We start from the raw sequence: 26,627 nt of genomic DNA on the forward strand, positions 1-26,627 counted from the left end.
GAGGATCTGCCGGAACCGCTACTGGCAGGCCTCGCAGGTCGGGTCGTCGATCGGGCAGACCATCGGCGCCCCGTCGGTCAGCACCAGCTCATCCGCGGCCGGGGCCGGCGCGGGTGCGGCGAGGACCGGCGCGGTCGTGACCGGCCCGGGGGCGGAGACGGCGTTGAGCTTGCCGTCGGTGCCCTTCAGCGTCGACTTCTCGACATGGGTCGCGCTCATCGCCCGCAGGTAGTAGGTGGTCTTCAGCCCGCGCTTCCAGGCTAGCCGGTATAGCGTGTCCAGCTTCCGACCGTTCGGGTTGGCGATGTACAGGTTCAGCGACTGGGCCTGGTCGATCCATTTCTGCCGCCGGGCCGCCGCCTCGACCAGCCAGGAGGCGTCGATCTCGAAGGCGGTGGCGTACAGCGCCTTCAGGTCGTCCGGCACCCGGTCGATGGCGCCGAGGCTGCCGTCGAAATACTTCAGATCGGAGATCATCACCTCGTCCCACAGGCCGAGCGCCTTGAGGTCGCGGACCAGGCCGGGATTCACCACCGTGAAGTCGCCCGACATGTTGGCCTTGACGTAGAGGTTGCGGAACGCCGGCTCGATCGACTGGGCGACGCCGCAGATGTTGGAGATGGTGGCGGTCGGCGCGATCGCCATGGTGTTGGAATTGCGCATGCCGACCGTCTGCACCCGCTCGCGCAGGCCGCTCCAGTCGAGGCTTGTGGAGCGGTCGAGATCCAGCACCCCGTCCCGCGCCTCGGCCAGCAGCTCGACGGAATCGATCGGCAGGATGCCGCGGCTCCACAGCGAGCCGTCGAAGGACGGGTAGCGCCCGCGCTCCGCCGCCAGGTCGACCGAGGCGGAGATGGTGTGGAAGCTGATCACCTCCATGCTCTCATCGGCGAAGCGCACCGCGGCGTCGGACGCGACCGGCAGCCGCAGCGCCTGCAGCGCGTCCTGGAAGCCCATGATGCCGAGCCCGACCGGGCGGTGCCGCAGGTTGGAGCGGCGCGCCTCCGGGATCGTGTAGAAATTGATGTCGATGACGTTGTCCAGCATCCGCATCGCGGTGCGGATGGTGCGCTCCAGCCGCGCCCGGTCGAGCCCGCGCCCGCCGATGTGGTTGGCCAGGTTGATCGAGCCGAGGTTGCAGACCGCGACCTCGTCGTCCGAGGTGTTCAGCGTGATCTCGGTGCACAGGTTCGAGGAGTGCACGACGCCGACATGGCCCTGCGGCGAGCGGATGTTGCAGGGGTCCTTGAAGGTCACCCAGGGGTGGCCAGTCTCGAACAGCATGGTCAGCATGCGGCGCCACAGGTCGAGCGCGCGCACCTGCTTGTGGACGCGGATCTCGCCGCGCGCGGCCTTGGCCTCATAGCCCTCGTAGGCGGTCTTGAAGGCCGGGCCGTACAAATCGTGCAGGTCCGGCACCTCGTCCGGCGAGAACAGGGTCCAGGGGCCGTCGGCCTCGACCCGCTGCAGGAACAGGTCCGGCACCCAGTTGGCGGTGTTCATGTCATGGGTGCGGCGCCGGTCGTCGCCGGTGTTCTTGCGCAGGTCGAGGAATTCCTCGATGTCGACGTGCCAGGTCTCGAGATAGGCGCAGACCGCGCCCTTGCGCTTGCCGCCCTGGTTCACCGCGATGGCGGTGTCGTTGGCGACCTTGAGGAACGGGACGACCCCCTGCGACTGGCCGTTGGTGCCGCGGATATGGGCGCCCAGGCCGCGCACGCGGGTCCAGGAATTGCCCAGGCCGCCGGCGTATTTCGACAGCAGCGCGTTGTCCTTGACCGCCTTGAAGATGCCGTCCAGGTCGTCCGCCACCGAGGTCAGGAAGCACGAGGACAGCTGCGGCCGCGGCGTGCCGGCGTTGAACAGCGTCGGCGTCGAGCACATGAAGTCGAAGGAGGAGATCAGGTCGTAGAACTCGATCGCCCGCGCCTCGCGGTCGATCTCCCGCGCGGCGAGCCCCATGGCGACGCGCATGAAGAAGGCCTGCGGCAGCTCGAAGCGGATGCCCCCGGTCTGCAGGAAGTAGCGGTCGTACAGCGTCTGCAGCCCGAGGAACTGGAACTGCAGGTCGCGCTCCGGCTTCAGCGCCGCCGACAGCCTGGCCAGGTCGTAGCGCGCCAGTTCCGGGTCCAGCAGGTCGACCGCGATGCCCTTCTTGACATAGGCCGGGAAGTACTCGGCATAGCCCTGCCCCATCTCGGCATGGGTGGCGCGGGTCGGGCGGCCGTAAACGAAGGACAGCGCCTCGTGCCGCAGCAGGTCCAGCAGCAGCCGGGCGCTGACCTGGCTGTAGTTCGGCTCGGTCTCGATCAGGGTGCGGGCGGCCATGATCGGCGCCAGGGCCAGCTCGGCCTCGCTGATGCCGTCATAGAGGTTGCGCCGGGTCTCGGCCAGGACCGGGCCGGCGGCGACATCGTCCAGGCCGGCGCAGGCCTCCTCGACCAGCCGGACCAGCCGCGCCTGGTCGAGCGGCGCGCGGCTGCCGTCGACTGCCGTGACATGCAGCGCCGGCGCCACCGGCGAGGATTCGGTCTTGGCCGCGGCGGCGGCGCGCTCGCGCGACCGCTCGTCGCGATACAGCACATAGGCGCGGGCGACCTTGTGGTGCTCGCCGCGCATCAGCGCCAGCTCGACCTGGTCCTGCACCTCCTCGATGTGGAAGGTGCGGCCGTGATCGGCGCGGCGGGCCAGGGCGCCGACGATCTGGCCGGTCAGGCCCTCGACGATGTCATGCACCCGGCGCGAGGCGCCGGCGCCGACGCCCTCGACCGCCAGGAAGGCCTTGGTCAGCGCCACCGAGATCTTGGATTCGTCGAAGGCGGTGACCGCGCCGTTGCGGCGGATCACCTGATAGGCAGGCTCGGCGGCGGCACGGGGGGCCGGGACGGCGGGTGCGCCGGCGAGGGCGCGGTCGGATTCGAGGAGGACGGACATCGGCAAACCCCATGATCGTATTGGGGCTTGGGCCGAAGATGCGGAGTCGTCAATGCGCCGGCGGGCCGGCGCATCTCGCTCATCGCACCGCCGGGTCACCCCGCCCGAGGACGCACTACGTGATCACGGGCCGGTCTCCTGGCTTGCGGGTCGCCATCGGATCGTCCGGCCTTCCCAGCGGTTGCCCGCCAGTGGCCCGAACGACGAACCGACTCGCCGCTTACAGTTGCGGGGGCAGCTCCGGCCTTGCCGACAAGCGGCGCACCGGATTCCCTTGGTTGCCCGTGATGTCTAGATATAGACGTCCTTCCGCCGGTTTCCGTCAATACCTAGTTGGAGCCGTCGCAAACTTCGCAATCCAAGTGCGTTTTGGACTCGCCGACTGAAATCTCGGACTCTGTCTCCAGCATGATCGATGCCCCCTACCCTTCCCCGCCCTGGCGGCTGCGCGGCACGGTCCACGCAGCGCTGTGGCGGGTGCCGCGGTCGGCGCTGCCGGGACCGCTGCCAGACGAGGCTAGGCCGCTGGGCTGGGGCCGGAGCGCGCTGCTGGCGACGGTGAGGGCGACATGGGAGTCGGGCGGCGACCTGACCTATGCCGAGCTGGTGGTGGCGGTGCCGGTGCGGCTGGGACGGCGGATCGGGGTCGCGATCACCGCCGCCTGGGTCGACAGCGTGGCCTCGCTGGCCGGCGGCCGGGCGCTGTGGGCGATCCCGAAGGGGCTGGGCCGCTTCGAGACGATCGACGGGCAGGCCGCGCTGAGCGACGCCCAGGGGCCGGTCGCCACCTTCACCGACCGCCCGGGACGCGCCCTGCCCCTGCGCCTGCCGGTCCGGCTGCGGGTGCTGCAGCCGGACGGAACCGGTGTCCGGGTCACCCGCGCCGCCGCCACCGGCCGGCCGCGCCTCGGCGGCCTCGGCTGGGACTTCCCGCCGGACGGGCCGCTGGCCCTGCTGACCGGGAAACGGCCGCTGCTGACCCTCACGCTGGCAGGGGCCGAGGCGCGGTTCGGGGTGTGACCGGCCGGCCCGCCGGATCGGCACAGTCCGGTCTGCGGCGGCTCGGCCCAGAAGGGCAGGTCGGCCAGCTCGCGCGGGGTCATGGCCAGCAGCGCCTCGGCGCCGTCGGCCCGGCGCCGGACATTCCGGCGCCGCAGGAAGGAGAACATCGCAGCCTCCTCGGCAGATCTTCTCCAAGAGATAGATCCGCCGGCCGGCGGCCGCGATGGACAGTGTCTCTCCGAGACTATAGAAAATCTCTATAGATCCGACGGGTCGGCCTAGCCTGCCGCCAGCGCCTCGTCCAGCTTGTCGAAGGTGCCGCCCCAGCCCTCAGTCATCGAGTCCAGCATCTCGGCGAAGGCCCGCCGTTCGTCCTCGCTGGCGTCGAGCGGCGTCCAGACCAGGCGCATCCGGGTCTCCGCCCCCTCCTCCGCGAAGGTCACGGTCGACAGGATCCTGAGCGGCCAGGATCCGCCGAAGGGCGACTGGACGATGTTGGCCTGCTCGTCGGCAAAGGAGTGCTCCCAGACCAGGCGGGACGGCTCGACCACCTCGCGATAGGCGAACTTCACCCACATCCGGCCGCCGCCGGGCTGGTCCATGCGGGCGTGCATGATCCCGCCCGGCCGCAGGTCGAGGGTCTTGACGGTGGTGGTGACGCCCTTCGGGCCGAACCATTGCGACATCCGCTCGGCGCTCGTCCAGTGCTCCCAGACCCGGCTGAGCGGCGCCTTGAACAGGCGGGTGATGACGAATTCGGTGTCGGCGGTGGCGGTTTTCATGATCGGTCGTCCTTCTTGGGTTCGGGCGTCGGGTCGGCTTCGAGCAGCGCCTCGAGGCGGTCGAAGCTGTCGTTCCAGAGGTTCCGGAAGTGGTCGAACCACTCGACCGTCTCCTTCAGCGCCTGGTGGTTGAGGCGCCGCGGCCGCGACTGGGCGGCCTGGCCACGCTCGATCAGCCCCGCCCCTTCCAGCACCTTGAGGTGCTTGGAGATGGCGGGCTGGCTGATCCGGAACGGGGCCTGCAGCTCCGTCACCGTGGCCTCGCCCTGCGACAGGCGAAGCAGGATCGCGCGCCTTGTGGGGTCGGCGAGCGCGGCGAATTTGAGGGTGAGCGAATCTTCCAAAACCATATGGTTATATAACCAATTGGATATTTACGAGTCAACCCCTGTCCAGCCGCCCGATGCGACGCTGGACAGCCCGGCCTCCGCCGCTCAAAGAAGAGGCATGACCTCGCCCTTCCCGATTCCGCTGAACGCGCTCCGCGCCATCGCGGTGGTCGCGCGCGGCGGCTCGCTGTCGACCGCGGCGAAGGAGCTGGGGGTGACGCCGGGCGCGGTCAGCCAGCACATCCGCCGGGCCGAGGCGCGGCTGGGTGTGATGCTGTTCGAGCGCACCCCGACCGGGCTGGTGCCGACCGCGGAGCTGTGGCGGATCCGGCCGATGCTGGACGCCGGCTTCCGCATGCTGGCCGATGCGATGGCGGCGCTGGCGGTCGAGCGCGCCGGCATCCTGACCGTAACCACCGGCAGCGCCTTCGCCGCGCGCTGGCTGGTGCCGCGGCTGTCGCGCTTCACCGGCGCCCATCCGGAGATCGAGCTGCGCTTCGTCGCCACCGCCGACGTGCTGGACCTGGCGCTCGGCGACATCGACTGCGCCATCCGCATGGGCCGCGGCGGTTGGACCGGGGCGCTGGCCGAGAAGCTGATCCCGCAGACTGTGTTCCCGGTCTGCGCCCCGGCGCTGGCGTCGCGGCTGAAGCGCCCGGCCGACCTGGCGACGGTGCCGGTGATCCGCGACGAGGGCTCGCTGATCTCCTGGGCCGAATGGTTCGCCGCCGCCGGGGTGGCGTCGCCGCCGCGCCTGTCCGGCCCGTCCTACACCGACCCGATCCCGGCGATCGAGGCGGCGGTGGCCGGCCAGGGCGTGTTCATGGCCTGGCAGCTGATCGCCGCCGACGCGCTGGCGGACGGACGGCTGGTCCGCCCCTTCCCGATCGCGGCGCCGACCGAGATCGCCTACTGGTTCGTCACCACCGAATCCCGGTCGCGGCAGCGCAAGGTGCAGCTGTTCCGCGCCTGGCTGGACGCGGAGCTGACCTCCAAGCGGGCGCGGCCGGTGTCCGGTGTGTGGAGCTGAAGCCCATTCGCCTCACCGCCCCGGCCAGATCCTGTCGGCCGGCAGGGCCGGGCCCCAGCGGTGCACGCCGACCAGCCGGAAGCTCGCGGCATCGGCCAGGCCGAGATGGGTCAGGATCAGGGCAATGATCGACAGCCACATCTCCGTCCCCTGCAGCCCCGACGCCTCGCCGCGGCTGAAGGCGAAGCCGCGGCCGGGCTGGTAATGCCGGAGCGCGGCGGCGAGGAGCAGGCGCAGGGCTTCCGTGATCTCCGCTGCGCGATAGCTGGTCTGGCGGGCGCAGAGCATCAGCGGATGCACGACGTCGAGCACGTTGCAGGCGTTGAAGCCGGTGGGCTCGAACCCGCCATGGCGGCGGAGATGGGCCAGGACGGAATCGATCGTCCGCTCCGGATATGGCAACGGGAGGCCGAACTGGGCGTAGGTGCCGCGCGTCAGCCGGTAGAAGCCGTTCACCGGCTGCAGCCAGTCGTCGCCCACCGGGCCGCTCCACAGCCCGGTGGTGGCGCTGGCCCGGGTGGTCAGCCAGCCGATCAGCGTGGTGAGCCCGCCCGGATCGCCAAAGTCACGGGTGTTGAGGTAGTACGCAGTCCCCAGCGCATCGACCCAGGCGCCGGAGGACCAGCCGCGCTCGGCCCAGGGCAGGCCGTCCAGCGCCCGTTGCAGCGCCGCGGGGTCGAGCCGCGAGGCCCAGGCGACGGGGTGGCGGAAGGCCGCGCCCAGGCATTCCAGCGCGTAGCCGACGCAGAGGATGTTGTAGAGGTTGTCGCCGCCGGGATCGGCCGGCGGGTCGCGTCGCACCGCATCCGGCGTGCCCGGGTTGAAGCACAGCCCGGTCTCCGGGTCCTGCAACGCCTGCAGGCGGGCGATCCAGTCCTCGCGGCCGAAGGGCGGCGGCACGGAACCGAACATCGCCGCGATCTGGATCGCGTCGCAATCGGCGCGGAACGGCGCGTTGCCGGCGTTTCGCGAGTCGCCGTACCAGCAGGGTTGGCCGGGCGGCGCGACGTGGGCGGCGAGGATCGCCGGCCACTCCTCTTCGATCCGGGCGTCGAACGCCTTGACCTCGGCCAGCAGGGCGTCGGCCGGGGGCGCGCCCCGCGGCCGGCGCCGGTCGCGGATCACCCGGGCGGGGTTGCCGCCGACCAGCATGTAATCCGGCACGTCGCGGGTCACCACCGCGCCGGCGGCGACGATGCAGTGGCTGCCGATCCGCACCCCGTCAGTGACCACGGCGTTGGCGCCGATCCAGACATCGTCGCCGATCTCGATGCCCTTGGTCGACACGCCCTGCTGCGCGATCGGCGTCTCCGGGTCGTCCGAGACATGGTCGAAGCCGGCGATCATGGCGCCGGCGGCGATGCGGACCCAGGAGCCCATCCGCACCTGGCCGATCACCGAGCAATGCAGATTGAACGAGCAGTGGTCGCCGGCGGTCAGCTGGCCGTGCAGACGCACGCCGGCGGCCACGACGCAGCCGTCGCCCAGCGTCAGGCTGTCGGGGAAGATATAGGCCTGGGGCGACAGGTAGCAGCCTTCTCCGAGCTGCAACGGCAGGCGCTGCGCCAGCTCGGCGACGAAGGCCGCCTGGGCGCGGCGTTGCGCGTCCGTCGCCTGGCTCTCGAAGCGCCAGGGATGGGAGTCGAACTCTTCCACTGGGCGGGCGTCCGGGACCGACATCGAACCTCTCAGAGAATGGCGCCGGCGTCGGCGATCAGTTGGGCGGCGCCGTCGGTGATCGAGGCGCTGCCGAAGGCGACCGTGTCCGCCACCCGCTTTATCACCCGGCCGAATTGCTGCGACCCCTTGGGCGGCGGCGGCGGATAGGGGCCGACCTTGTCGGCGATAAAGTTGACGTAGTCGATCGTGGCGCGCTCCACCGGCTTCAGCGTCGGCAGGATGAGCTCACGGATGGCCGGGGCCATCGGCACGCCGCGCTCCACCCCCAGCACCTTGGCTGCCTCGGGGTCGCTGAGAAAGAAGGCGATGAAGCCGGCCGCCGCCTCCGGCGCCTCGCACCGGGCGTAGATCGACCAGCAGGTGGCCGGCCGATAGAACTGCCCCGGCGCAGCATCAGGGCCACCGTTGGGATACATCGTCAGGGCCAGCGGCGCCGTGGTGGCGGACTGCATGCCGACGATCTGGTTGGAGAACGCCAGGCTGGTCGCCGCCTTGCCCTGGATCAGCGGCATCTGGGTGATGGTCGAATCCGGGCTGAGCGCCGCGATGTCGGCCGGCACGCAGCCGCCGCGCTGGCGCATCTTGTCCCAGTAGCTGAACCACTCCGCGGCATGGTCCTGGCTGAAGCCGAGCGCCCGGTCGGCGGTGAACAGGTCGGCGCCGCGCTGGCGCAGCCAGACCTGGAAGGCGTAGCCGTAGCCGCTGGCGTCGCAGGAGCCCCAGTACTGGTCGCGGCCCGCCGCCTTGGTCAGCTCAGCCATCCGGTCGGCATAGTCGTCCCAGCTGGTCTTCTCGTCGGGCGGGGCGATGCCGGCCGCCTTGAACACGGCAGTGTCGTACATCAAGGCGAAGGAGTTCAGGCCGTGCGGGATGCCCCAGACCTTGCCGTCGAGGGCGCAGAGGTCGAGCAGGTCGCGGCCGATTCCGGCGGTGTCGATCGGCTGCGGCATGAAATCGTCGAGCGGCAACGTGGCGCCGCGCTGGACGAAATCGGCAAAGCTGCCGGGTTCGAGCTGGAAGATGTCCGGAGCGTTGCGCCCGACCAGCTGGGTGGCGAGCTTGGGGAAGTATTCGGCGTTGCTGACCTCGCCCACCAGCTCGGCGCCCTGCGCCTTGGCCTGGTATAGCTTCAGCACCTCGAGCGTGCGGCGGGTGCGGTCGTCATTGCCCCACCAGACGACGCGCAGCCGTTCCGATTCGGCCCGCAGGGCGGCCGGCAGCACCGCCGCCCCGGCCAGTCCCAACGCCCCGGCCAACACGGATCTGCGCCCGATCACAGCCGACATCGCACCCTCCCTGCTTGGTTGCCGATGATCCGGGCGGTATGCCTGCCCGAGAAGTAACCAGTTGGTTACAAGTGAACCGAGGAACGCGCCCGCTGTCAATTCGCAATGCACCTTAATCGGACCGGCGGATCGCGCCCCTTGGCCCGCACCGCCGTTCCGGGGCATCGTCGGGGCATGATCCAGGATTCCGAGACCCGGCCGTGAACCGAAGCCGCAGCCTGCCGCCGGCGCCCGAGGACGGGCGGCCGCGCATGGCCGACATCGCCCGCATCGCCGGCGTGTCGGTGGCGACGGTCAGCCGGGCCCTGGCGGGGTCGCCGCGGGTGACCGGCGAGACGCGGGAGCGGATCGAGGCGGCGGTGCGCGACACCGGCTATGTCGTCAACCGCATGGCCCGCAGCCTGCGGCTGCAGCAGGCGCGGCAGGTGTTCGTGATGGTGCCGAACATCGCCAACCCGTTCCACGCCTCGGTGCTGCTGGGCGCCGAGGAGGCGGCGGTGGCAGCCGGCTTCCACGTGCTGATCGGCAACACCGCCGGCGACCCGGCGCGGGCGGAGGAGCATGCCCGCCAACTGCTGACCGGCGCGGTCGACGGCATGCTGCTCTTGGGCGGCCGGTTGCCGGAGCCGCTGAAAGCCCCGGCGCTGCAGCAACGCCTGGTGGCGGTGATCGAGCCGGTCGCCGCCGCCGGGGTGCCGGTGGTCGAGATCGACAACAAGGCAGGGGCGCGGGAGGCGACGCGCCATCTGATCGGGCTGGGGCATCGCCGGATCGGCCATATCGGCGGCACTGCCGCGACCACGGCGACGCCGAAGCGCTTCGACGGCTATGCCGCGGCCCTGGCCGAAGCGGGGCTGGAGCTGCGGCCCGAGCTGGTGCGCTATGGCGTGTTCTCGATCGCGACCGGGGCCGAGGAGATGGTGGAGCTGCTGGCTCTGCCCGAACCGCCGACCGCCGTGTTTTGCGGCAGCGACGAGATCGCCATGGGCGCGATCCGCACCATCAAGCAGGCACGGCTGCGGGTGCCGGAAGACATCTCGATCGTCGGCTTCGACAACATCTACTTCGCCGCCGTCACCGACCCGCCGCTGACCACCATCGACCAGCCGAGCCGGCGGCTGGGCTTCGAGGCGATGCGCCTGCTGGCCGACCGCCTGGCCGGAGTCGCCGGGCCGAAGCGTGGTGTCGAGGTGCCGTACCGCCTGATCGTCCGCGCCAGCACCGCACCGCCGCGGCGCTGAAGCCCGCCCGCCGGCAATCCCGGAACGGTGTTGCCGGATGGCCACGCCCCTGCCGACACCTTGCCGTTCCTGCGCTTTTGCAGCTTTCGTCCACTTCCCGCCAATTTCCGTATGACGGCCCCATGACAGTTCAAGGTGCGACAATGCCGCTGCGCGCCATTTTGGCATACATTCACGGACGTATGCCTCTGTATCGTCTGACCTGGGACGAGATTCGAGACCGAAATCCTAAGCGAGAAATTCGTGGAGTCAGGAATGAGCAAACGCATCGTCTTCGCCGCAGGGGCAGCCGCACTGCTCGCCGCGACGCCGGCCGTGGCGCAGCAGGTGAGCGGCCTCTATGTCGGCGCCGGAGCGGGCGCCAACTTCCTTCAGGGCAACGGGCTGAACAAGGACGACTACGATGTCGGCCCGGCCGGCAACCTCTATGTCGGCTACGGCTTCGGCAACGGCTTCCGCACCGACCTGGAGGCGAGCATCCGGGAGAACAGCCACGACGGCAACAATCACCAGACCACCTATGGCCTGATGGCGAACGGCTACTACGATTTCGATTTCGGGTCGCCCTTCGTGCCCTATATCGGCGCCGGCATCGGCGTGGCGCTGGTGGATGCCGACTTCAACCCGAGCGGCCCGGGCAACTACTTCAGCTCGACCAAGGCGCAGCTCGCCTATCAGGGCATCGCCGGCGTGGCCTACAACTTCGCGCCGAACCTGGCCGCGACCCTGGAATACCGCTACCTCGGCAACACCGGGCCGGTGTTCAAGGACAACGGCGTCCGGATCAAGTCGGACGACGACAACAACCACACCGTCCTGGTCGGCCTGCGCTACACCTTCGGCGCCGCGGAAGAGGCGCCGCCGCCGGAGCAGGTCCAGGAGGTCACCCAGGCCCGCAGCTACCTGGTGTTCTTCGACTTCGACAGCTCGAAGCTGACGCCGGAGGCCAAGCAGATCGTCGGCTCCGCCGCCTCTGACGCGCTGCAGGGCAAGAGCACCCGGATCGACGTCACCGGTCACACCGACCGCTCGGGCTCGGACAAGTACAACCAGGCCCTGTCGGTGCGCCGGGCCGAGGCGGTCCGCCGCGAGCTGGTCTCCGACGGCGTCGCCGACAGCGAGATCGTGACCCGCGGCGTCGGCGAGGCCGATCCGCTGGTGCCGACCGCTGACGGCGTGCGCGAGCCGCAGAACCGGCGGGTCGAGATCGTCGTCAACTAAGATCGTCGTGAACTGAAGACGACCGGAAGGGGGTCTCGGCCCCCTTCCCTCTTTTCGCGCTACCGGTCGGACCAGACGGCGAGCTCGTAGCCGTCCGGGTCCTGGAAGTGGAAGCGCCGCCCGCCGGGGAAGCTGTAGATCGGCTTGACGACGCGGCCGCCCGCCTGCTCCAGGCGCTGCTGCACGGCGGCGAGGTCCTCGGCGTAGAGGATCACCAGCGGGCCGCCGGACTTGGCCGGACTGCCCTGGGCGAAGCCGCCCTTCAGCCGGCCGTCGTCGAACTCGCAATAGCTGGGGCCGTAATCGGTGAAGCTCCAGCCGAAGGCGCGGCCGTAGAAGTCGCACGACCGCGGAACGTCGGCGACGGCGAACTCGATGTAATCGATGCGGCGATCGTTGCCGGGGCTGGCCATGGGCGTCCTCCTGTCTCTGTTTGAGCGCGAGCGTGGCATGGCCGGCGCGGCCTCGTCTTGAACGGAACGGCCAGTCAGGCGGCCTTGCGTTCGTCCCGGCGGCCCAGCTGGCCGAGAATCACAGCCGGGGTCAGGCCGGACAGGCGCCGTGTCTCGCGCGTCAGATGCGCCTGGTCGGAGTATCCGGCCGCAGCGGCGAGGGCCGACAGCCCCGGCTCCTCGCCCGCCGTCACCAGCCGCAGGAAGCGTTGGAAGCGCAGGGTCCGGTCGAGCGTCTTGGGGCCGTAGCCGAAGGCCTCGTGGCAGCGCCGCCGCAGGCTGCGCTCGCTGATGCCGAGCCGGTCGCGCAGCGCCGCCAGCCCCGCCTCCTCCGCGCCTTGGCCGAGCCAGCGGAAGGCCAGCGCCATCTCCGGCGCCGGCGGCCCGATCTCAGGGGCGACACGGACCAGCTCGCCCTCGAGCCGCGCCATCCGTTCCGTCATCGTCCGCGCCTCGCCGATCCGGTCGGTCAGGCCGCGCGCCCAGGGCCGGCCGAACTCCTGCAGATCGACTTGGCGGCCGGCGATCTCCGACATCGGCAGGCCGAGCCAGCGCAGCGCGGCGCCGGGACGGAAGCGCACGGCCGCCACCGGGTCGCCGGGCGGCAGCACGGGATGCGCCGCGGTCAGGTCCGGCCCGGCCACCACCAGCCGGTCGCGGACCCACAGCAGGTCGACGCAGCCATCCGGCACCACCGCGACTGAAAGGGCCGGGCCCTGGGGGATCACATGAATCCAGCGGCACAGCAGATGCGGCACCAGGGCCGACGCCGGCCGGGCCTCGCGATAGAGGCCGGCGCGCTTGGCCAGGACCGGGTCGCCGGGCCGCATCCCGATCTCTAATGCAGCTTCGCCGATTTGAGCACGCGAGCGCGGTCGGCCGAGCGGATGCTCACATCGAACACATCGCCCTCGCGGTCGAGCGTCAGCGGCACCTCGACCCCCGCCTCGCCCAGCGCCCAGACGGCGCGGAAGAAGCCGGCCAGGTCGGTGACCGCCTCGCCGTCCACCGCGAGCACGGCGTCGCCCTCGCGCAGCTCCGCCCGCTTGGCCGGGCCGTTGCCGGCGAAGCCGACCACGACGACGCGGCCCTCATCCTCGGTCGCGAACAGGCCGAGCCATGGGCGCGGCGGCTGGTCGGCGCGGCCGAGCGTGGCCAGGTCGTCGAAGATCGGCTGCAGCAGGTCGATCGGCACCACCATGTTCAGCGGCAGCACCCGGCCGCCTTCCGCCTGGTGCTGGATCTGCAGCGAGCCGATGCCGAGCAGGTCGCCGGCCGGGCCGATCACCGCGGTGCCGCCCCAATGCGGATGGGCGGGCGCGGTGAAGATGGCGTCGTCCAGCACGTATTCCCAGTATCCCGCGAATTCCTGGCGGGCGACGATCCGCCCGGCCAGCGACCGCCGGCGGCCGCCGGCGCCGGCGATCACCACCTCGGTCCCCGGCTCGGCGTCGCGGGCGTAGCCGGGCTTGAGCGCCCGCACGCCGAGCGGGCCCAGTGCCTGGACCAGGCCGAAGCCGGTCGACTGGTCGTAGCCCAGCACATGGCCGGGCACGACCCGGCCGGTGTTGGTGGTGAGCCAGACCTCCTCGGCCTCGGTGATCAGGTAGCCGATGGTCAGCACGATGCCGTCGTCGCGGATCACCACGCCGTTGCCGGCGCGTTCGGTGCCCAGCGTGCCGGCGGTAAAAGCGTCGGGCGGGACGCGCGCGGTCAGGCCGACCACGGCGTCGAGCGCCCGGTCGAGGTCGAAGGCATAGTCGTCTGGGTCGGGCTGCGCCCGCACGGGCACTTCCCAGTCGTCCGGTCCGAGGGCCATCGCGGCCTCCATGGGTGTCGGGCGGGATAGTTCCCCAATTCTCGACGGCATGCGGGGCCGGATGCAAGCCCCGAGACGGATCGGGCCGGACGCTGCGCTTGTGTCCTGCCGCCGATCCGGGACAGGCTGCGCCCGAATTCGCGGGATCGGGGGATGCATGGCGAAGGGGGATGCGGCGATGCTGGACCGGCGCAGCCGCAACCGGGCGCTGCTGGCCCGGCAGGGGCTGCTGCAGCGCTGGAAGGCGACCGCGGCCGAGGCGATCGAGCGGCTGGTCGGGATGCAGTCGCAATCCCCCACCGCCGGCTATGTCGGGCTGTGGAGCCGGCTGGAGCGGTTCGAGCTGGAGGATCTGGCCGGGCTGATCCGCGACCGCAAGGCGGTGCGGATCGCGCTGATGCGGTCGACCATCCATCTCGTCACCGCCCGCGACTGCCGGGCGCTGCGCCCGGTGCTGCAGGCGCTGCAGGAACGGCTGCTGATGACCGGCACGCCCTATGGCAAGGCGTTGGCCGGGCTGGACCTCGAGGCGGTGGTGGCGGCCGGTCGGCGCATGCTGGTCGACCAGCCGCGCACGGTCGAGGAGATGGGCCGGCTGCTGCAGAAGCAATGGCCGGGCCGTGACGCCAAATCCCTGTCCTACGCCATGCGCAACCTGCTGCCCCTGGTGCAGGTGCCGCCGCGCGGGCTGTGGGGCATCGGCGGCCTGCCGCTGTGCACCACGGCCGAAGCCTGGCTGCGGCAGCCGCTGGGCACCGACACGGCGCCGGAGCCGATGCTGCTGCGCTATCTGGCCGCCTTCGGCCCGGCCAGCGTGCAGGACATGCAGATTTGGTCCGGGCTGACCCGGCTGCAGCCGGTGGTCGACGCGCTGCGGCCGAAGCTGGTGACGTTCCATGACGAAAGCGGCCGCGAGCTGTTCGACCTGCCGGATGCGCCGCGCCCCGACCCCGACGTTCCGGCGCCGCCGCGCTTCCTGCCGGAATACGACAACCTGCTGCTGTCCCATGCCGAGCGCGAGCATGTCATCGCCGAGCAGTACCGCTCGCTGGTCTACGGCAACTTCATGCCGCCGGTGCTGCTGGTGGACGGCTTGGTGCGTGGCCGCTGGAAGGCGACCCAGGCGCGCAGCGCCGCGGTGCTGCGGATCGAGATGTTCGAGCCGCTGTCGAAGCCGCAGGCCGCGGCGGTGACCGAGGAGGGCGAACGGCTGCTGCAGCTGGTCGCCGAGGGCGCGAAGAGCCGCGAGGTGCGGATCGAGGCGGTGGCGTAGCAGGGCTCCGAATCCACGCTTCAGAGACCAGAACGTTCCCCTCTTTTCTGTCATTGCCCGGCTTGACCGGGCAATCCAGGGGCCACGAGAGCCGTTCTGGCGGCCCCTGGATCCTCGGGTCAAGCTCAAGGATGACAATCTCCTTTAGTTCGCCGCCCTGGGTGGCTTAGACCCGGCCTTTCCACCGAACGCCGGAATGCCTACGCTCCAGCATCCAGTGTTCCACATCCGGGAAGAATGATGGACCGGATCGACGCCATGCGCGTGTTCGTCTCGGCCCTCGACACCGGCAGCCTGGCCGGCGCCGGGCGGCGGCTGGGCCGTTCGCCGGCCGCGGTCAGCCGGGCCATCGCCTTCCTGGAAGAGCATGTCGGGGTGCAACTGCTGCACCGCACGACGCGGTCGATCCGGCTGAGCGAGGCCGGCGAGCGCTATGCCGCCGCGTGCCGGCGGGTGCTGACCGACCTGGAGGAGGCCGACATGCTGGCCGCCGGCGAGCGCGCGGCGCCGCGCGGCCTGCTGACCATCACCGCCCCGCTGATCAGCGGCGAGGATGTGCTGCGCCCGATCCTGGACGCCTTCCTCGACGCCCATCCTGCTGTCTCGGCGCGGCTGCTGCTGCTCGACCGGCCGGTCAGCCTGATCGACGAGGGCATCGACGCGGCGCTGCGCATCGCCCATCTGCCGGATTCGACCCTGGTCGCGGCGCGGGTCGGCGAGGTCCGGCGGGTGGTGGCGGCCGCGCCGTCCTATCTGGCGCAGCATCCGCGGATCGCCGAGCCCGCCGACCTGGCCAAGCACCGCGTCGTGTCGATGACCCATTTCGGCATCGATTCCTGGAGCTTCCCGCCGGCGCCGGGATCGAGCACCGCCCGGACGGTGCAGTTCGCCCCGCGGCTGATCGTCAACAGCGTCCGCGCCGCGATCGCCTCCGCCGCCGAAGGCCACGGCGTCACCCGGCTGTTCTCCTACCATGTCGGCGAGGAGGTCCGGGCCGGCCGGCTGAAGATCGTGCTCGCCGATGCCGAGCCCGCGCCGCTGCCCGTCCACATCATCACCCCGGAGGGGCGCCTGGCGGTGCCGAAGGTCCGCGCCTTCGTCGATTTCGCCCTGCCGCGGCTGAAGGCCCGGTTCGCCCGCCTCACGCCCGACGCCAATACCTGAGCGGCATTCCGTTTCGCGCAACAGTGTCTCCCAGATGACGCCTATTCGAACGATCGGCGGCAGACCGTAAATACATCGGCACCGGCGCCGCAGTGGCCCGGCCGACCGGAGACCGCTCCGGCCGCTGCATGATCGGAGACACATCATGGGTACCGAACGGAAGGTCGCCATCATCACCGGTGCCTCGCAGGGCATCGGCGCTGGCCTGGTCCAGGCTTATCGCGACCTGAACTACAGGGTTGTCGCCAATTCGCGCTCGATCCGCCAGGGCAGTGACCCCGACGTCCTCGCGATCGACGGCGACATCGCCGACCCGCGCACCGCCGCCCGCGTGGTTGAGGAAGGCCTGGCCCGCTTCGGCCGGGTCGACACGCTGGTCAACAACGCCGGCATCTTCATCGCCAAGCCCTTCACCGACTACACCGAGGCGGACTACGCCGCGGTCCTGTCGGTCAACCTGGCCGGCTTCTTCCATGTCTCGCAGCGCGCCGCGGCGGCGATGCTGAAGCAGGGCTCGGGCCACATCGTCAACATCACCACCAGCCTGGTCGACCAGCCGATCGCCGGCGTGCCCGCCGTGCTGGCCTCGTTGACCAAGGGCGGCCTGAACTCGGCCACCAAGGCGCTGGCGATCGAATACGCGACCCAGGGCATCCGGGTGAACGCCGTGTCGCCCGGCATCATCAAGACGCCGATGCATCCGGCCGAGACGCATGAGGCCTTCGGCAAGCTGCACCCGGTCGGCCGGATGGGCGAGATCCGCGACATCGTCGACGCGGTCGTCTTCCTGGAGAATGCCGGCTTCGTCACCGGCGAGATCCTGCATGTCGATGGCGGCCAGAACGCCGGCCGCTGGTAACAATCAGGACGGCGGCGGCAAGGCGCCGCCGCCATCCCTGCCGAGAGGAGACCAATCATGCCGATGGTGACCATCCAGGTGACCCGGGAAGAGTCGTCGCCCGACCGCAGCGCGGTGACGGCGGAAGAGAAGGCCGCCCTGATCAAGGGCGTCAGCCAGCTGCTGCTCGACGTTCTGAACAAGCCGCTCGACGCCACCTTTGTGGTGATCGAGGAGGTGCCGCTGGAGAACTGGGGCGTCGGCGGCCTGCCGGTCGCCGAGTATCGCCGGCAGCTCGCGGCCAAATCAGGCTGAGCTCCCAGCGGGCGAGCCGATGGCCCTGCCCGCCCCCGTCTGGCATGCTGCTTGCGTCGTTCCGGAGCAGGAACGGCGGCTCGGGACCGTGGCCGCGAGAGCCGCGGACCGGGCAAGCAGGGAGAGCATGGGATGGACGGTCTCGACCCTTCGGTCTTCGCCATCAGCCGGCCGGCGCTGCACGATTATGCGGCTGCAGCGCGGCCGGACATCACGGTGGAATGCTACCGCAGCGATGCCGGGCAGATGAATTCGCGCGGCGCGCTGCATCGCCTGTCGCTGAATCGCACAGGCCATGGGCGCTATGCCTTCCGGATCGGCGACGGGCCGACACGGCGGGTGGCGCGGCCGCCCTGGACGCTGGGGGTGCAGCCGGCCGGTCTGCCGCTGTTCGTCGACGGCGACGGCGCCGACTACATCTCGATCTTCCAGCCGCCCGAGGCCTATCGCCGGATCGGCCGCGAGCTCGGCCCGGCCGAGTTCGAGGATGGCGAGATGCTGGTCGCCGCCGACCCGGTGACGATCCATGTCGCCCTGGCGCTGGCCGAGCTGGCACGACGGCCGGAGGCGACCGACCCGCTGCTCTCGGAGCAGTTGGGCTTGTCCTTCGCATTCTGCACCCTCCGTCTTCTGTCCCATCGCCCTGCGTTGCGGCCGGAGCGGCCCGACGCGCTGTCGCCGGACCGGCTGCGCCGAGTGCTGGAGCATGTCGAGGATGCGCTGGAGGATGGCGATCTGAGCCTGGCCGAGCTCGCCGCCGTCGCCCGGCTCAGCCCGTTCCATTTCAGCCGCGCCTTCAAGGCCGCGACCGGTCAGGCGCCGCACCAGTTCGTGCTGGCGCGGCGGGTGGAGCGGGCCAAGGCGCTGCTGGCGCGGCCCGACCTGGCGCTGGCCGAGATCGCCTACCGCGTCGGCTTCGCCAGCCAGGCGCATTTCTCCACCGCCTTCCGCCGCGCCACCGGCACCACCCCGGCACGCTACCGGGCGGAGGGGTGAAGGGGTTGAGGCCCACCCCTTCTTATCATGCCCGGGCTTGACCCGAGGATCCAGGGGATGTCGATGCCGCTCTGGATGGCCCCTGATGAGGTGGACGGCCCCCGAACGGCATCAGTGTGCCAGGATGAGGCTGTCAAAGATCTCATCGAAGGAGGCCGTCCGTGACCGAGATTACGCGCATTGGGATGGACACGTCGAAGAGTGTTTTCCAGCTGCACGGGGTGGATGCAGCGGAGCAGGTGGTGCTGCGGAAGAAGCTGCGGCGTCAGGACGTGCTGAAGTTCTTCGCCAAGCTGCCACCGTGCCGGGTGGGGATGGAGGCCTGTGGTGGATCGCACTACTGGGCTCGGGAGCTGCAGGCGCTGGGCCATCAGGTGGAGTTGATCCCGCCGCAATACGTCAAGCCGTACGTGCCGCGCGGCAAGACCGACGCGGCGGATGCCGAGGGGATCTGCGAGGCGATGAGCCGGCCGAAGGTGCGGCAGCGCCTGGTGCCGGTGAAGAGCGCCGAGATCCAGGCGGCTTTGATGCTGGCCGGGCTGCGCGAACGGCTGGTGCGGCAGCGGACCCAGCTGATCAACACGATCCGCGGCTATGCCTCCGAGTTCGGGCTGGTCGCCGCCAAGGGCCCGGCCAAGATCACGGCGCTGTTGCGGCGGATCGAGGAAGATCCGACGGTGCCGGAGACGGCGCGGGCCCTGTTCGCCGAGCTGGCCTGCGAGCATGCCCGGCTCGAGGTGCAGGTCGAGGCCGCCGACGCCCGGCTGATGGCCTGGCACCGGCAGGACGAGGCGAGCCGTCGCCTGGCCGAGATCCCCGGCATCGGGCCGGTCGGCGCGACCATCCTGGTGCTGAGGGCGCCCGAGCCCCAGCGCTTCGGCTCCGGCCGCGACTTCGCCGCCTGGATCGGCCTCACGCCCAAGAACCACAACACCGCCGGCAAGCAGCGGCTCGGCGGCATCACCCGCGCCGGCGACGAGGCCTTGCGCAGCCAGCTCGTGGTCGGCGCCACCTCCGTGATCCGGCAGGTCAGCCGCGGCACCAGCCGCTCGGCCCCGCCCTGGCTGCTCGATCTCGTCGCCCGCAAGCCGGCCAAGCTCGCCGCCGTGGCGCTGGCCAACAAGATCGCCCGCATCGCCTGGAAGCTGATGGTCTCCGGCGAGCGTTATCGCCCCCAACCCGCCGCCGCAACCCTCGGCGCCTGAGAGCTCCGCGACGAGCGGGAGCCCTCACGGGCTCGCCCGCTCCCGCTGAGGCCGGACCTGCAAGCTGACGAGCAGATGATTGGGATCGATCGATCCAAGCCGGGAGACACTCCGTGCAATCCAGTGGCGCCTCAACGTCTCGCCCCTGTCTGGAACTCCCGCCGTGGATATCATCTTGGCCAGCGGTCATCGCGACCGCACTCAACAGGCCGGACATATGGATGCTAGCGATCCGCTCCCTGACCATGCCCAAATGCCTTGCAGGCAGGGGGCCGTCCACATATGGATTGCCGGGTCAAGCCCGGCAATGACAGTTGAGAGAATGAGCCAGGTGGTCGAAGCCGGAGCAAGATCAAGCAACAGATGCGCAGGATTGCGAAAGAAGGGCAGCGGCGGCCGGCAGCATGATCGGGCCGAGACCGTCCGGAGAGACCGCGATGCCCTTCGCCCAGGCCCACCCGATCACCGATATCTGCTTCCTGGTCGAGGATGTCGAGCGGGCCGCCGCCTTCTACATCGACAAGCTGGGCTTCAAGCTGCGCCGCCGGGCTCCGGGCTTCGCCGACTTCAAGGGCGCCGGGCTGACCCTGGCGCTGTGGGAGATCGGCCATATCGCCGAGAACACCGGCGTCTCCGCCCGCCGCGCCCCGCCGCAGGTGCACAAGGCCTGCGCCGCGGCCGAGCTGCCCTCGCCCGCGACGGTCGACGCGGTCTATGACGAGCTGAGCGCGCTCGGCGTGACGTTCACGCGGCCGCCGGCGGATTATCCGTGGAATGCGCGCTGCGCCTATTTCACCGACCCGGACGACAATCTGTGGGAGATCTATGCCTGGCTCGACGGCGGCCCTGTGGGCGACGTCGAAGGCCCGGCCGCTTGACGCCAGCCACTTGACGGAGGACCGCATGACCGCCTTCGACCGCCGCACCGTCCTGGCCGGCATCGCCGCCTTCGGCGCCGGCATCGCGCTGAGGATCCCGGAGGGCCGGGCCGAGGCCGCCAAGGTCGTGATCAAGTACGACTGGCTGATCAGCAACGGCCAGACCGGCGACGTGGTGGCGCTGAAGCAGGGGCTGTTCCAGGCCGAGGGGCTGGAGGTCGAGTTCTCGCCCGGCGGCCCGAATTCCGCCACCGTGCCGCCGGTCGTCACCGGCCAGGCGGCGCTGGGCCAGTTCTCCGATTCCGCGCAGCTGCTGCTGGCCCGCGGCTCCGGCGTGCCGGTCAAGGTCATCGCCTGCGGCTACCGCTCGGGCCCCTTCGCCTTCTACTCCCTGCCCAAGGCGCCGATCCGCTCGGTCAAGGACATGATCGGTAAGCGCATCGGCATTCAGCCGACCGCCCGCTTCGTGCTGGACGCGATCCTGGCGCAGAACAAGATCGACCCGGCACAGATGCAGATCACCAATATCGGCTTCGACATGACGCCTCTGGTCACCGGCCAGGTCGACGCCGTCACCGGCTGGATCACCAACACCCGGGCGTTGTCGGTGATCGGGCCGGACCGGATCGACCTGATGATGAAGGACACCGGCCTGCCCTCCTATTCCAACGTCTATTTCGCCACCGATCAGGCGCTGGCCGAGAATGCCGAGGTGCTGGCCAAGTTCCTCCGCGCCGTGGCCAAGGGCTGGGCCTGGACTCACGCGCATCCGAAGGAGGCCGTCGACCTGACCGTCGACGCCTATCCGCAGCTGGACCACGGGACTGAGCAGGCGACGGTCGGGCTGGTGCTGAAGCTGAGCTTCGACGCCGACACCAAGGCGAAGGGTTGGGGCTGGTTCGACCCGGCCGCGATCGCCGAGCAGGTGCGGATCTACGACTCGATCGGCCAGTTCCAGGGCAGCGCGCCGAAGCCGGAAGAGTGCTGGTCGAGCGCGATCCTGGAGATGACCGCAGCCGACCGGCCGAAGCTGGGGTGACGGGGCGGTTGGAAACCAACACCGCGATCCGCTGCCGGGGCCTCGCCATCGGCTATCCGGCCGCCGAACATGGCTTCGGCGCGGAGCCAGTGCTGGACGGCGTCGACCTGGACGTGCCGCAGGGTGGCTTCCTGACCATTCTCGGGCCGTCCGGCTGCGGCAAGTCGACCCTGTTGCGGGTGGTGGCCGACCTGCTCGCGCCGCTGGGCGGGGACATCACGGTGCTGGGCGGCCCGCCGCACGCAGCCCGGATGCGCCGCGACATCGGCTTCGTGTTCCAGGACCCGACCCTGCTGCCCTGGCGCAGCGTGCGCGCCAATATCGAGCTGCCGCTGCAGGTCGGCGGGGGCCGCGGCACTCGTCCCGACGGCCTCGCGACCGATGATCTTCTCGCGCTGCTCGGCCTCGGCGGGCTGGGGGAGCGGATGCCGGACCAGCTGTCGGGCGGCCAGCGCCAGCGCGTGGCGATCGCCCGCGCCTTGCTGTCCCGGCCCCGCATCCTGCTGATGGACGAGCCTTTCGGCGCGCTGGACGAGATCACCCGCGACCGGCTGAACGACGAGCTGCTGGCGCTGTGGCGGCGCACCGACACCACCGTCGTCTTCGTCACCCACAGCATCGCCGAGGCGGTGTATCTGGGCCAGGAGGTGCTGGTGCTGGCCGCCCATCCCGGCCGGGTGCAGGAGATCGTCGACCTGCGGCCGCTGAAGGATGCGGAGGGCCGCTGCGACCGCGATGCGCCCGAGATCACCGCCGTTTGTGCTCATCTGCGGCGGCTGCTGGCGGCGGGGTCGGGGGTGCCATGACCCACCCCTCCGACATCCTGTGGCCGGCGCTGGGGGCGCTGTCGATCCTGATGGTGTGGCAGTTCGTCGTACCGGCGCTGGGCGTGCCGGCCTTCATCATGCCGACGCCGGCCGCGGTGTTCGGCAAGCTCTGGACCGACCGGGCGCTGCTGCTGGCCAATGCCTGGCCGACGGCGCTGGAGGCGGTGCTGGGCTTCCTGCTGGGCAACACGGTCGCGGTGCTGCTGGCGATCCTGTTCACCTACAGCCGGCCGGTCCGCGCCGCCTATTTCCCGATCGTGCTGTTCCTCAACACCATCCCGGTGCTGGCCCTGGCGCCGATCTTCATCCTGATGTTCGGGCTGGGCCTGCTGCCCAAGATCGTGATCGCGGCGGTGATCTGCTTCTTTCCGACCCTGATCGCCATGGTCCGCGGCCTGACCCTGGCGACGCCGAACGAGCGGGAGCTGATGCGGGTGCTGTCGGCCAGCGGCTGGGAGACCTTCTGGCGGCTGCGCGCGCCGCGGTCGCTGCCGATGCTGTTCACCGCCCTGCGCATCGCCGCCACCGGCAGCGTCATCGGCGCCATCGTCGGCGAATGGATCGGGTCGAATGCCGGGCTGGGCGCGCTGATCATCCAGGCGACCTTCAACTACCAGGCCGACCGCCTGTTCGCCGCCGTCTTCGTCGCCGCGGCGATGGGGCTGCTGGCCTTCGGCGCGGTGGTGCTCGTGGAGCGGCTGGGCTTCCGGCGCTGGGTGCGGTAGGGCCGCCGGTCCCTAAACGTCTGGCATTCTAGACCGCGCCACCCATGTCGTCGCATATGGCTTGACAGCCTGCTCCCGCAAACGCAAAGTTCACTTGATGGTTAACTATCAAGAGCCCGTTCTCGACCGTACCTTCGCCGCACTGGCCGACCCGACGCGCCGGGCGCTGATCAGCCGGCTGGGCGAGCAGCAGGACCTGTCGGTCAGCGAGCTGGCCCGGCCCTTCACCATGTCGCTGCCGGCGGTGATGAAGCACCTCGACGTGCTGTCGGACGCCGGGCTGATCACGCGGACCAAGACCGGGCGCACCGTGACCTGCCGCCTGTCCGCGGCACCGATGGAGCAGGCGATGGACTGGCTGAGCCGCTACCAGCGCTTCTGGTCCGAACAGCTCGACCGCCTGGCCGCGTTCGTCGAGGAGGAAGCATGCTCGCCAAGCCCAGCCTCAGCATCCGGCGCCGCCTCGCCGCCCCTCCCGCCAAAGTCTACGGGGCCTGGATCGAGCCGGAAAAAATGATGCGCTGGTTCGGGCCGGCAGGCGCCGAGACCATCAGCGCCGAGGCCGACCCGCGCACCGGCGGCCGCTACCACGTCGCCTTCTCCACCCCGGACGGCGAGCGCCATGACGTCGCCGGCGTGTACAAGGAGGTGGTGCCGAACGAGAAGCTGGTGTTCAGCTGGGTCTGGCGGACCATGCCGGAGCGCGAGTCGCAGGTGACGCTGACCTTTCGGCCGGACGGCGACGGCACGGTGCTGATCCTGACCCATGAGCAGTTCTTCGATGAGCCGGCCCGCGACCGCCACAACGAAGGCTGGAGCGGCTGCTTCGACCGGCTGGAGCGCTATCTTCTCGAGGAAGCTGTCGCTTGAGGACGATGCCATGCCCGCGGAGAGCGTCGGGATTCTGATGCACAAGCGCGTCGACGGGCAGCGGCTCGTCCTGCTGGTGCATCCCGGCGGCCCGTTCTGGCGCGGCAAGGACCTTGGCGCCTGGTCGATCCCGAAGGGCGAGCCGGAGCCGGGCGAGGATTTTGAGACCACGGCCCGGCGCGAATTCGCCGAGGAGCTGGGGGTCGAGCCCAAGGGGGCCCTGCTGCCGCTGGGCCGGATCCGCCAGCGCGGCGGCAAGGCGGTCACCGCCTTCGCGGTCGCCGGCGACCTGGATGTCAGCCGGGTCAGCAGCAGCGAGTTCGACCTGGAATGGCCGCCGAAGAGCGGCCGAATCCAGTCCTTCCCGGAGGTCGACCGGGCGGAATGGTTCGACCTGACGACCGCCCGGCACAAGATCCTGGAGGGCCAGCGGCCTCTGCTCGATCGATTGGAGGAGATCCTGGAGGGCTGAGACCGGCGCGCGTGGTCGGCTCTTCCTTCTCCTGCAAAAGAGCCGTCATTGCGAGGAGGCGAAGCCGACGAAGCAATCCATGCTTCCGCTCTGGTCGCCCTGGATTGCTTCGCTGCGCTCGCAATGACGATCTTTTCATGCGCCTGCGTCAGACGCCTACCGTGTCGTCGCCGCCACCGCCGAAATCCTGGCTGCCGTCGTCCTGATAGTCGGCATCCTGGACACCCTGGTCCGCGGGCACGGCATCGGCCTCGCGCAGATCGTTGCCGTCAGCGCCGGGGGTGGCGTCGCCATAGTAGTTGTTGACCACCGTCTCGGTCAGGCCTGGGGCCGCGCCGGCACCGAAGCCGCCGAGCCCGCCATGGCCCATGCCGAACAGGGATTCGATGCCCTGGAACAGCAGCGCGCCCCCGGCGACGCCGGCTGCGGTGGCGGCGGCGCTGCGCAGGAAGGACGGGCCAGAGGATTGGGCGAAGGGCCCACCGCTGCCGCCCCATGGGCCTGGCTGGGGCTGAGTGTAGCTCGTCGGTGCCTGGGTGTAGGCCGGAGCCTGCGGTTGCGGCGCCGGCTGCGGGCGCGACGGCGCGGCGCTGCCGAAGATGGCGCCAAGGAAGCTGCCGCCGCCGCTGGCGCGCTGCGGCTGGGCCTGGCGCTCCAGCTCGGCGATCCGCGACTGGGCCTGGTGCAGGGCGAAGTCCTGGATCAGCACGGTCTGGGCCAGCAGGTAGGGCGCGTCGGGCAGGTCGCGGACCAGGTCCCGGATCATCGCCAGTGCTTCATCGTCGGTCTCGGCGGGCGGGGCCTGCTTCAGCCGGGCGACCAGATTGGTCAGCAGCTCGCGTTCCTGGGGTGTCATCTTGGGCTCTCCGGTCGGATCCGCTGTCGCGGGCATCCCCCTTCCACCGCTGATATGGGCCCGGCGGCAGAGCGCCGCAATCGACGGCGCGGCGCCGTGTCGCGCCGCCTGCTCAGGAATGCGGCTGATAACCGTCGGTCAGGGTCTTCAGGAAGGCGACGACGTCGTCGATCTCGGCGTCGGTCAGGGCCGGCGCGTCGCCGAGATGGCGGTCGAAGGGCGGGTCGCGGTTGATGTTGGCCCAGTATTGCGGCGGCAGGTCGTCATAGAGCCGCACGCTGCCGTCCGGGTTGCGCGGATACCAGCGGCCGGGATCGGTCTCCCGCGTCACATAGAACGCCACCGCGTCGCGCAGGCTGTGGAGCACGCCGTTGTGGAAGAAGGTCTGGCGCAGCGCCACGTTGCGCAGGGTGGGGGTGCGGAACAGGCCGCAATATTCCGGATGGTCCTTCAGGTCGGTGCGCTGCGGCCCGCAGACGCCGAGATCGACATAGGCCGGATCGGCATTGGCCGGGATCTGCGCGTTCCGCGGCAAGGCGATGGCAATCTGGCCGTAGTCGCTGAACTGCGGCGGGGTGCCGTCATTGCCGCGCTGGCTGATATGGCATTCGGCGCAATTGCCCTTGGCCGGGTCGTTGAACAGGTCGAGGCCGCGCGCCTCCTGCGGCGTCAGCGTCGCCGTGCCGGCGAGCCAGGCGTCGTATTTGCTGCTGTATGGGTAGAAGCTGGCGGCGTCCTGCTCATAGACCTCGAAGGCCTTGAGGATGCCGGCATACAGCGCCTTGCGGTCCTGCAGCACGTCGGCGCCATAGATCCGCCGCAGCGCGTCGCCATAGCCGGCGGCCAGCGCCTTGGTCACGACCGCGTCGGGGCCGGCATTGCCCATCTCGAAATCGGAGAGCAGCGGGATCGCCGCCTGGTCGGCGCCGCGGTCGACCCGCCCGTCCCAGGTCAGGCCGCCAGTCGGGCCATTGTCGACGCTCTCATCCGAATCATCCTCCGAGTCGAAGAAGTGCTCGGTGAAGGGCGGCACCGCCTGGAGATAGGTCAGCGACGGCACCGCCCGGATACCGGCCCGTGCCATGTCGCCGCCGCCCATCTGCACCGGCAGCGCGTTCGGCGGGCCGAAGCCCTGCCGCGGGTCGTGGCAGGAGTTGCAGGAGAGCTTGCCCGAGGCCGACAGCGACGGGTCGACGAACATGGCACGGCCCAAGGCCGTCAGCTCCGCCGCCTGGCGCCGCACCTCGGCCCGCGACAGGCCGCCCTCCGGGTGGGATCCGGCCGTCGCCGCCGAGACCATCAGAGCCGCCGCGGCCAAGCCGCCGCCCATCGCCCACCAGCGACCCGTTCGCAACGCCATTCCCGCCATCCCGTGATCTGCGCGAAGCGGCGC

Annotated in this window: 27 protein-coding genes and 1 riboswitch; of the genes, 17 read left to right on the plus strand and 10 right to left on the minus strand. The window is 70.4% G+C overall.

Annotated features, from left to right (window positions below):
• Window positions 1–18: 18 nt before the first annotated feature.
• Window positions 19–2,934, minus strand: a complete 2,916-nt coding sequence (locus QFZ27_RS30830) for a ribonucleoside-diphosphate reductase subunit alpha (protein WP_429230281.1) — start codon at window positions 2,932–2,934, stop codon at window positions 19–21.
• Between the two features lie 111 nt (window positions 2,935–3,045).
• A riboswitch (cobalamin riboswitch) is annotated at window positions 3,046–3,235 on the minus strand.
• A 107-nt stretch (window positions 3,236–3,342) separates the two neighbouring features.
• On the opposite strand from QFZ27_RS30830, the gene QFZ27_RS30835 reads away from it, so the two are divergent.
• Window positions 3,343–3,954, plus strand: coding sequence for an acetoacetate decarboxylase family protein (locus QFZ27_RS30835; protein WP_429230282.1), 612 nt, complete (start codon window positions 3,343–3,345; stop codon window positions 3,952–3,954).
• A gap of 260 nt (window positions 3,955–4,214) precedes the next feature.
• Here QFZ27_RS30835 and QFZ27_RS30840 read toward each other — a convergent pair whose 3' ends face one another.
• Window positions 4,215–4,718 carry an SRPBCC family protein gene (locus tag QFZ27_RS30840; RefSeq protein WP_429230283.1) on the minus strand — a complete coding sequence of 168 codons (504 nt, stop codon included), beginning with the start codon at window positions 4,716–4,718 and terminating at the stop codon, window positions 4,215–4,217.
• Window positions 4,715–5,068, minus strand: coding sequence for an ArsR/SmtB family transcription factor (locus tag QFZ27_RS30845; RefSeq protein WP_429230284.1), 354 nt, complete (start codon window positions 5,066–5,068; stop codon window positions 4,715–4,717). Before QFZ27_RS30845 ends, QFZ27_RS30840 begins: the two co-directional genes overlap by 4 nt.
• A gap of 97 nt (window positions 5,069–5,165) precedes the next feature.
• Here QFZ27_RS30845 and QFZ27_RS30850 point away from each other — a divergent pair, with 97 nt between their 5' ends.
• The gene (locus QFZ27_RS30850; protein WP_429230285.1) at window positions 5,166–6,077 is read left to right on the plus strand and encodes a LysR substrate-binding domain-containing protein; all 912 of its coding nucleotides are present in this window, start codon (window positions 5,166–5,168) and stop codon (window positions 6,075–6,077) included.
• Between the two features lie 12 nt (window positions 6,078–6,089).
• Here QFZ27_RS30850 and QFZ27_RS30855 read toward each other — a convergent pair whose 3' ends face one another.
• Window positions 6,090–7,757: an acyltransferase gene (locus QFZ27_RS30855; RefSeq protein WP_429230286.1), complete on the minus strand. Its 1,668-nt coding sequence runs from the start codon at window positions 7,755–7,757 to the stop codon at window positions 6,090–6,092.
• Window positions 7,758–7,765: 8 nt separating this feature from the next.
• Complete coding sequence (locus tag QFZ27_RS30860; RefSeq protein WP_429230287.1) at window positions 7,766–9,043, minus strand: ABC transporter substrate-binding protein; 1,278 nt, start codon at window positions 9,041–9,043, stop codon at window positions 7,766–7,768.
• Between the two features lie 200 nt (window positions 9,044–9,243).
• On the opposite strand from QFZ27_RS30860, the gene QFZ27_RS30865 reads away from it, so the two are divergent.
• Together QFZ27_RS30865 and QFZ27_RS30870 are read left to right on the plus strand one after the other, a co-directional pair.
• Complete coding sequence (locus tag QFZ27_RS30865) at window positions 9,244–10,284, plus strand: LacI family DNA-binding transcriptional regulator (protein WP_429230288.1); 1,041 nt, start codon at window positions 9,244–9,246, stop codon at window positions 10,282–10,284.
• A 255-nt stretch (window positions 10,285–10,539) separates the two neighbouring features.
• Window positions 10,540–11,505 carry an OmpA family protein gene (locus QFZ27_RS30870; protein ID WP_429230289.1) on the plus strand — a complete coding sequence of 322 codons (966 nt, stop codon included), beginning with the start codon at window positions 10,540–10,542 and terminating at the stop codon, window positions 11,503–11,505.
• Window positions 11,506–11,564: 59 nt separating this feature from the next.
• Here QFZ27_RS30870 and QFZ27_RS30875 read toward each other — a convergent pair whose 3' ends face one another.
• From QFZ27_RS30875 to QFZ27_RS30885, 3 genes are all read right to left on the minus strand, one after another.
• On the minus strand, window positions 11,565–11,918 hold the full coding sequence (locus tag QFZ27_RS30875; RefSeq protein ID WP_429230290.1) for a VOC family protein: 354 nt from the start codon (window positions 11,916–11,918) through the stop codon (window positions 11,565–11,567).
• Between the two features lie 74 nt (window positions 11,919–11,992).
• Entirely contained in the window at window positions 11,993–12,787 is a 795-nt protein-coding gene (locus tag QFZ27_RS30880; protein ID WP_429230291.1) for a helix-turn-helix domain-containing protein, read from the minus strand.
• 8 nt (window positions 12,788–12,795) lie between these two features.
• Window positions 12,796–13,776: a S1C family serine protease gene (locus QFZ27_RS30885; RefSeq protein WP_429230292.1), complete on the minus strand. Its 981-nt coding sequence runs from the start codon at window positions 13,774–13,776 to the stop codon at window positions 12,796–12,798.
• A 157-nt stretch (window positions 13,777–13,933) separates the two neighbouring features.
• Between QFZ27_RS30885 and QFZ27_RS30890 the strand changes: the two genes are divergently transcribed.
• From QFZ27_RS30890 to QFZ27_RS30950, 13 genes are all read left to right on the plus strand, one after another.
• Window positions 13,934–15,049 carry a winged helix DNA-binding domain-containing protein gene (locus QFZ27_RS30890; protein WP_429230293.1) on the plus strand — a complete coding sequence of 372 codons (1,116 nt, stop codon included), beginning with the start codon at window positions 13,934–13,936 and terminating at the stop codon, window positions 15,047–15,049.
• A gap of 240 nt (window positions 15,050–15,289) precedes the next feature.
• Window positions 15,290–16,213, plus strand: coding sequence for a LysR family transcriptional regulator (locus tag QFZ27_RS30895; protein WP_429230294.1), 924 nt, complete (start codon window positions 15,290–15,292; stop codon window positions 16,211–16,213).
• Window positions 16,214–16,358: 145 nt separating this feature from the next.
• Window positions 16,359–17,072, plus strand: a complete 714-nt coding sequence (locus QFZ27_RS30900) for an SDR family NAD(P)-dependent oxidoreductase (protein WP_429230295.1) — start codon at window positions 16,359–16,361, stop codon at window positions 17,070–17,072.
• Between the two features lie 57 nt (window positions 17,073–17,129).
• On the plus strand, window positions 17,130–17,366 hold the full coding sequence (locus QFZ27_RS30905; protein ID WP_429230296.1) for a tautomerase family protein: 237 nt from the start codon (window positions 17,130–17,132) through the stop codon (window positions 17,364–17,366).
• A gap of 132 nt (window positions 17,367–17,498) precedes the next feature.
• Window positions 17,499–18,362 (plus strand): helix-turn-helix domain-containing protein, encoded by an 864-nt coding sequence (locus QFZ27_RS30910; protein WP_429230297.1) that lies wholly within the window; start codon window positions 17,499–17,501, stop codon window positions 18,360–18,362.
• Window positions 18,363–18,523: 161 nt separating this feature from the next.
• The gene (locus QFZ27_RS30915; protein ID WP_429224106.1) at window positions 18,524–19,567 is read left to right on the plus strand and encodes an IS110 family RNA-guided transposase; all 1,044 of its coding nucleotides are present in this window, start codon (window positions 18,524–18,526) and stop codon (window positions 19,565–19,567) included.
• A gap of 437 nt (window positions 19,568–20,004) precedes the next feature.
• Window positions 20,005–20,445, plus strand: a complete 441-nt coding sequence (locus QFZ27_RS30920) for a VOC family protein (protein WP_429230298.1) — start codon at window positions 20,005–20,007, stop codon at window positions 20,443–20,445.
• Window positions 20,446–20,470: 25 nt separating this feature from the next.
• On the plus strand, window positions 20,471–21,484 hold the full coding sequence (locus QFZ27_RS30925; protein ID WP_429230299.1) for an ABC transporter substrate-binding protein: 1,014 nt from the start codon (window positions 20,471–20,473) through the stop codon (window positions 21,482–21,484).
• 8 nt (window positions 21,485–21,492) lie between these two features.
• Entirely contained in the window at window positions 21,493–22,290 is a 798-nt protein-coding gene (locus QFZ27_RS30930) for an ABC transporter ATP-binding protein (protein WP_429230300.1), read from the plus strand.
• Window positions 22,287–23,036 (plus strand): ABC transporter permease, encoded by a 750-nt coding sequence (locus QFZ27_RS30935; protein ID WP_429230301.1) that lies wholly within the window; start codon window positions 22,287–22,289, stop codon window positions 23,034–23,036. Before QFZ27_RS30930 ends, QFZ27_RS30935 begins: the two co-directional genes overlap by 4 nt.
• A gap of 97 nt (window positions 23,037–23,133) precedes the next feature.
• Window positions 23,134–23,553 (plus strand): ArsR/SmtB family transcription factor, encoded by a 420-nt coding sequence (locus QFZ27_RS30940; RefSeq protein ID WP_138892067.1) that lies wholly within the window; start codon window positions 23,134–23,136, stop codon window positions 23,551–23,553.
• Window positions 23,463–23,906 (plus strand): SRPBCC family protein, encoded by a 444-nt coding sequence (locus tag QFZ27_RS30945; RefSeq protein WP_429230302.1) that lies wholly within the window; start codon window positions 23,463–23,465, stop codon window positions 23,904–23,906. Before QFZ27_RS30940 ends, QFZ27_RS30945 begins: the two co-directional genes overlap by 91 nt.
• A gap of 10 nt (window positions 23,907–23,916) precedes the next feature.
• Window positions 23,917–24,378: an NUDIX hydrolase gene (locus QFZ27_RS30950; RefSeq protein WP_429230303.1), complete on the plus strand. Its 462-nt coding sequence runs from the start codon at window positions 23,917–23,919 to the stop codon at window positions 24,376–24,378.
• Window positions 24,379–24,526: 148 nt separating this feature from the next.
• On the opposite strand, the gene QFZ27_RS30955 is transcribed toward QFZ27_RS30950, so the two are convergent.
• Window positions 24,527–25,234, minus strand: a complete 708-nt coding sequence (locus QFZ27_RS30955; RefSeq protein WP_429230304.1) for a DUF2076 domain-containing protein — start codon at window positions 25,232–25,234, stop codon at window positions 24,527–24,529.
• Window positions 25,235–25,346: 112 nt separating this feature from the next.
• Window positions 25,347–26,594: a cytochrome-c peroxidase gene (locus tag QFZ27_RS30960; RefSeq protein WP_429230305.1), complete on the minus strand. Its 1,248-nt coding sequence runs from the start codon at window positions 26,592–26,594 to the stop codon at window positions 25,347–25,349.
• Between the last annotated feature and the right edge of the window lie 33 nt (window positions 26,595–26,627).

The organism is Inquilinus ginsengisoli, from assembly GCF_050434925.1.
GTDB lineage: Bacteria > Pseudomonadota > Alphaproteobacteria > DSM-16000 > Inquilinaceae > Inquilinus > Inquilinus ginsengisoli_B.

Excerpts from the sequence above, each read along its gene's own strand:
- QFZ27_RS30950 (WP_429230303.1), top strand. The coding sequence starts at position 23,917 with ATGCCCGCGGAGAGCGTCGGGATTCTGATGCACAAGCGCGTCGACGGG.
- QFZ27_RS30920 (WP_429230298.1), top strand. The coding sequence starts at position 20,005 with ATGCCCTTCGCCCAGGCCCACCCGATCACCGATATCTGCTTCCTGGTC.
- QFZ27_RS30840 (WP_429230283.1), bottom strand. The coding sequence starts at position 4,718 with ATGAAAACCGCCACCGCCGACACCGAATTCGTCATCACCCGCCTGTTC.
- QFZ27_RS30935 (WP_429230301.1), top strand. The coding sequence starts at position 22,287 with ATGACCCACCCCTCCGACATCCTGTGGCCGGCGCTGGGGGCGCTGTCG.
- QFZ27_RS30845 (WP_429230284.1), bottom strand. The coding sequence starts at position 5,068 with ATGGTTTTGGAAGATTCGCTCACCCTCAAATTCGCCGCGCTCGCCGAC.
- QFZ27_RS30850 (WP_429230285.1), top strand. The coding sequence starts at position 5,166 with ATGACCTCGCCCTTCCCGATTCCGCTGAACGCGCTCCGCGCCATCGCG.
- QFZ27_RS30925 (WP_429230299.1), top strand. The coding sequence starts at position 20,471 with ATGACCGCCTTCGACCGCCGCACCGTCCTGGCCGGCATCGCCGCCTTC.
- QFZ27_RS30835 (WP_429230282.1), top strand. The coding sequence starts at position 3,343 with ATGATCGATGCCCCCTACCCTTCCCCGCCCTGGCGGCTGCGCGGCACG.
- QFZ27_RS30860 (WP_429230287.1), bottom strand. The coding sequence starts at position 9,043 with ATGTCGGCTGTGATCGGGCGCAGATCCGTGTTGGCCGGGGCGTTGGGA.
- QFZ27_RS30855 (WP_429230286.1), bottom strand. The coding sequence starts at position 7,757 with ATGTCGGTCCCGGACGCCCGCCCAGTGGAAGAGTTCGACTCCCATCCC.
- QFZ27_RS30870 (WP_429230289.1), top strand. The coding sequence starts at position 10,540 with ATGAGCAAACGCATCGTCTTCGCCGCAGGGGCAGCCGCACTGCTCGCC.
- QFZ27_RS30960 (WP_429230305.1), bottom strand. The coding sequence starts at position 26,594 with ATGGCGTTGCGAACGGGTCGCTGGTGGGCGATGGGCGGCGGCTTGGCC.
- QFZ27_RS30910 (WP_429230297.1), top strand. The coding sequence starts at position 17,499 with ATGGACGGTCTCGACCCTTCGGTCTTCGCCATCAGCCGGCCGGCGCTG.
- QFZ27_RS30955 (WP_429230304.1), bottom strand. The coding sequence starts at position 25,234 with ATGACACCCCAGGAACGCGAGCTGCTGACCAATCTGGTCGCCCGGCTG.
- QFZ27_RS30880 (WP_429230291.1), bottom strand. The coding sequence starts at position 12,787 with ATGCGGCCCGGCGACCCGGTCCTGGCCAAGCGCGCCGGCCTCTATCGC.
- QFZ27_RS30945 (WP_429230302.1), top strand. The coding sequence starts at position 23,463 with ATGCTCGCCAAGCCCAGCCTCAGCATCCGGCGCCGCCTCGCCGCCCCT.
- QFZ27_RS30875 (WP_429230290.1), bottom strand. The coding sequence starts at position 11,918 with ATGGCCAGCCCCGGCAACGATCGCCGCATCGATTACATCGAGTTCGCC.
- QFZ27_RS30900 (WP_429230295.1), top strand. The coding sequence starts at position 16,359 with ATGGGTACCGAACGGAAGGTCGCCATCATCACCGGTGCCTCGCAGGGC.
- QFZ27_RS30830 (WP_429230281.1), bottom strand. The coding sequence starts at position 2,934 with ATGTCCGTCCTCCTCGAATCCGACCGCGCCCTCGCCGGCGCACCCGCC.
- QFZ27_RS30890 (WP_429230293.1), top strand. The coding sequence starts at position 13,934 with ATGGCGAAGGGGGATGCGGCGATGCTGGACCGGCGCAGCCGCAACCGG.
- QFZ27_RS30895 (WP_429230294.1), top strand. The coding sequence starts at position 15,290 with ATGGACCGGATCGACGCCATGCGCGTGTTCGTCTCGGCCCTCGACACC.
- QFZ27_RS30905 (WP_429230296.1), top strand. The coding sequence starts at position 17,130 with ATGCCGATGGTGACCATCCAGGTGACCCGGGAAGAGTCGTCGCCCGAC.
- QFZ27_RS30885 (WP_429230292.1), bottom strand. The coding sequence starts at position 13,776 with ATGGCCCTCGGACCGGACGACTGGGAAGTGCCCGTGCGGGCGCAGCCC.
- QFZ27_RS30940 (WP_138892067.1), top strand. The coding sequence starts at position 23,134 with ATGGTTAACTATCAAGAGCCCGTTCTCGACCGTACCTTCGCCGCACTG.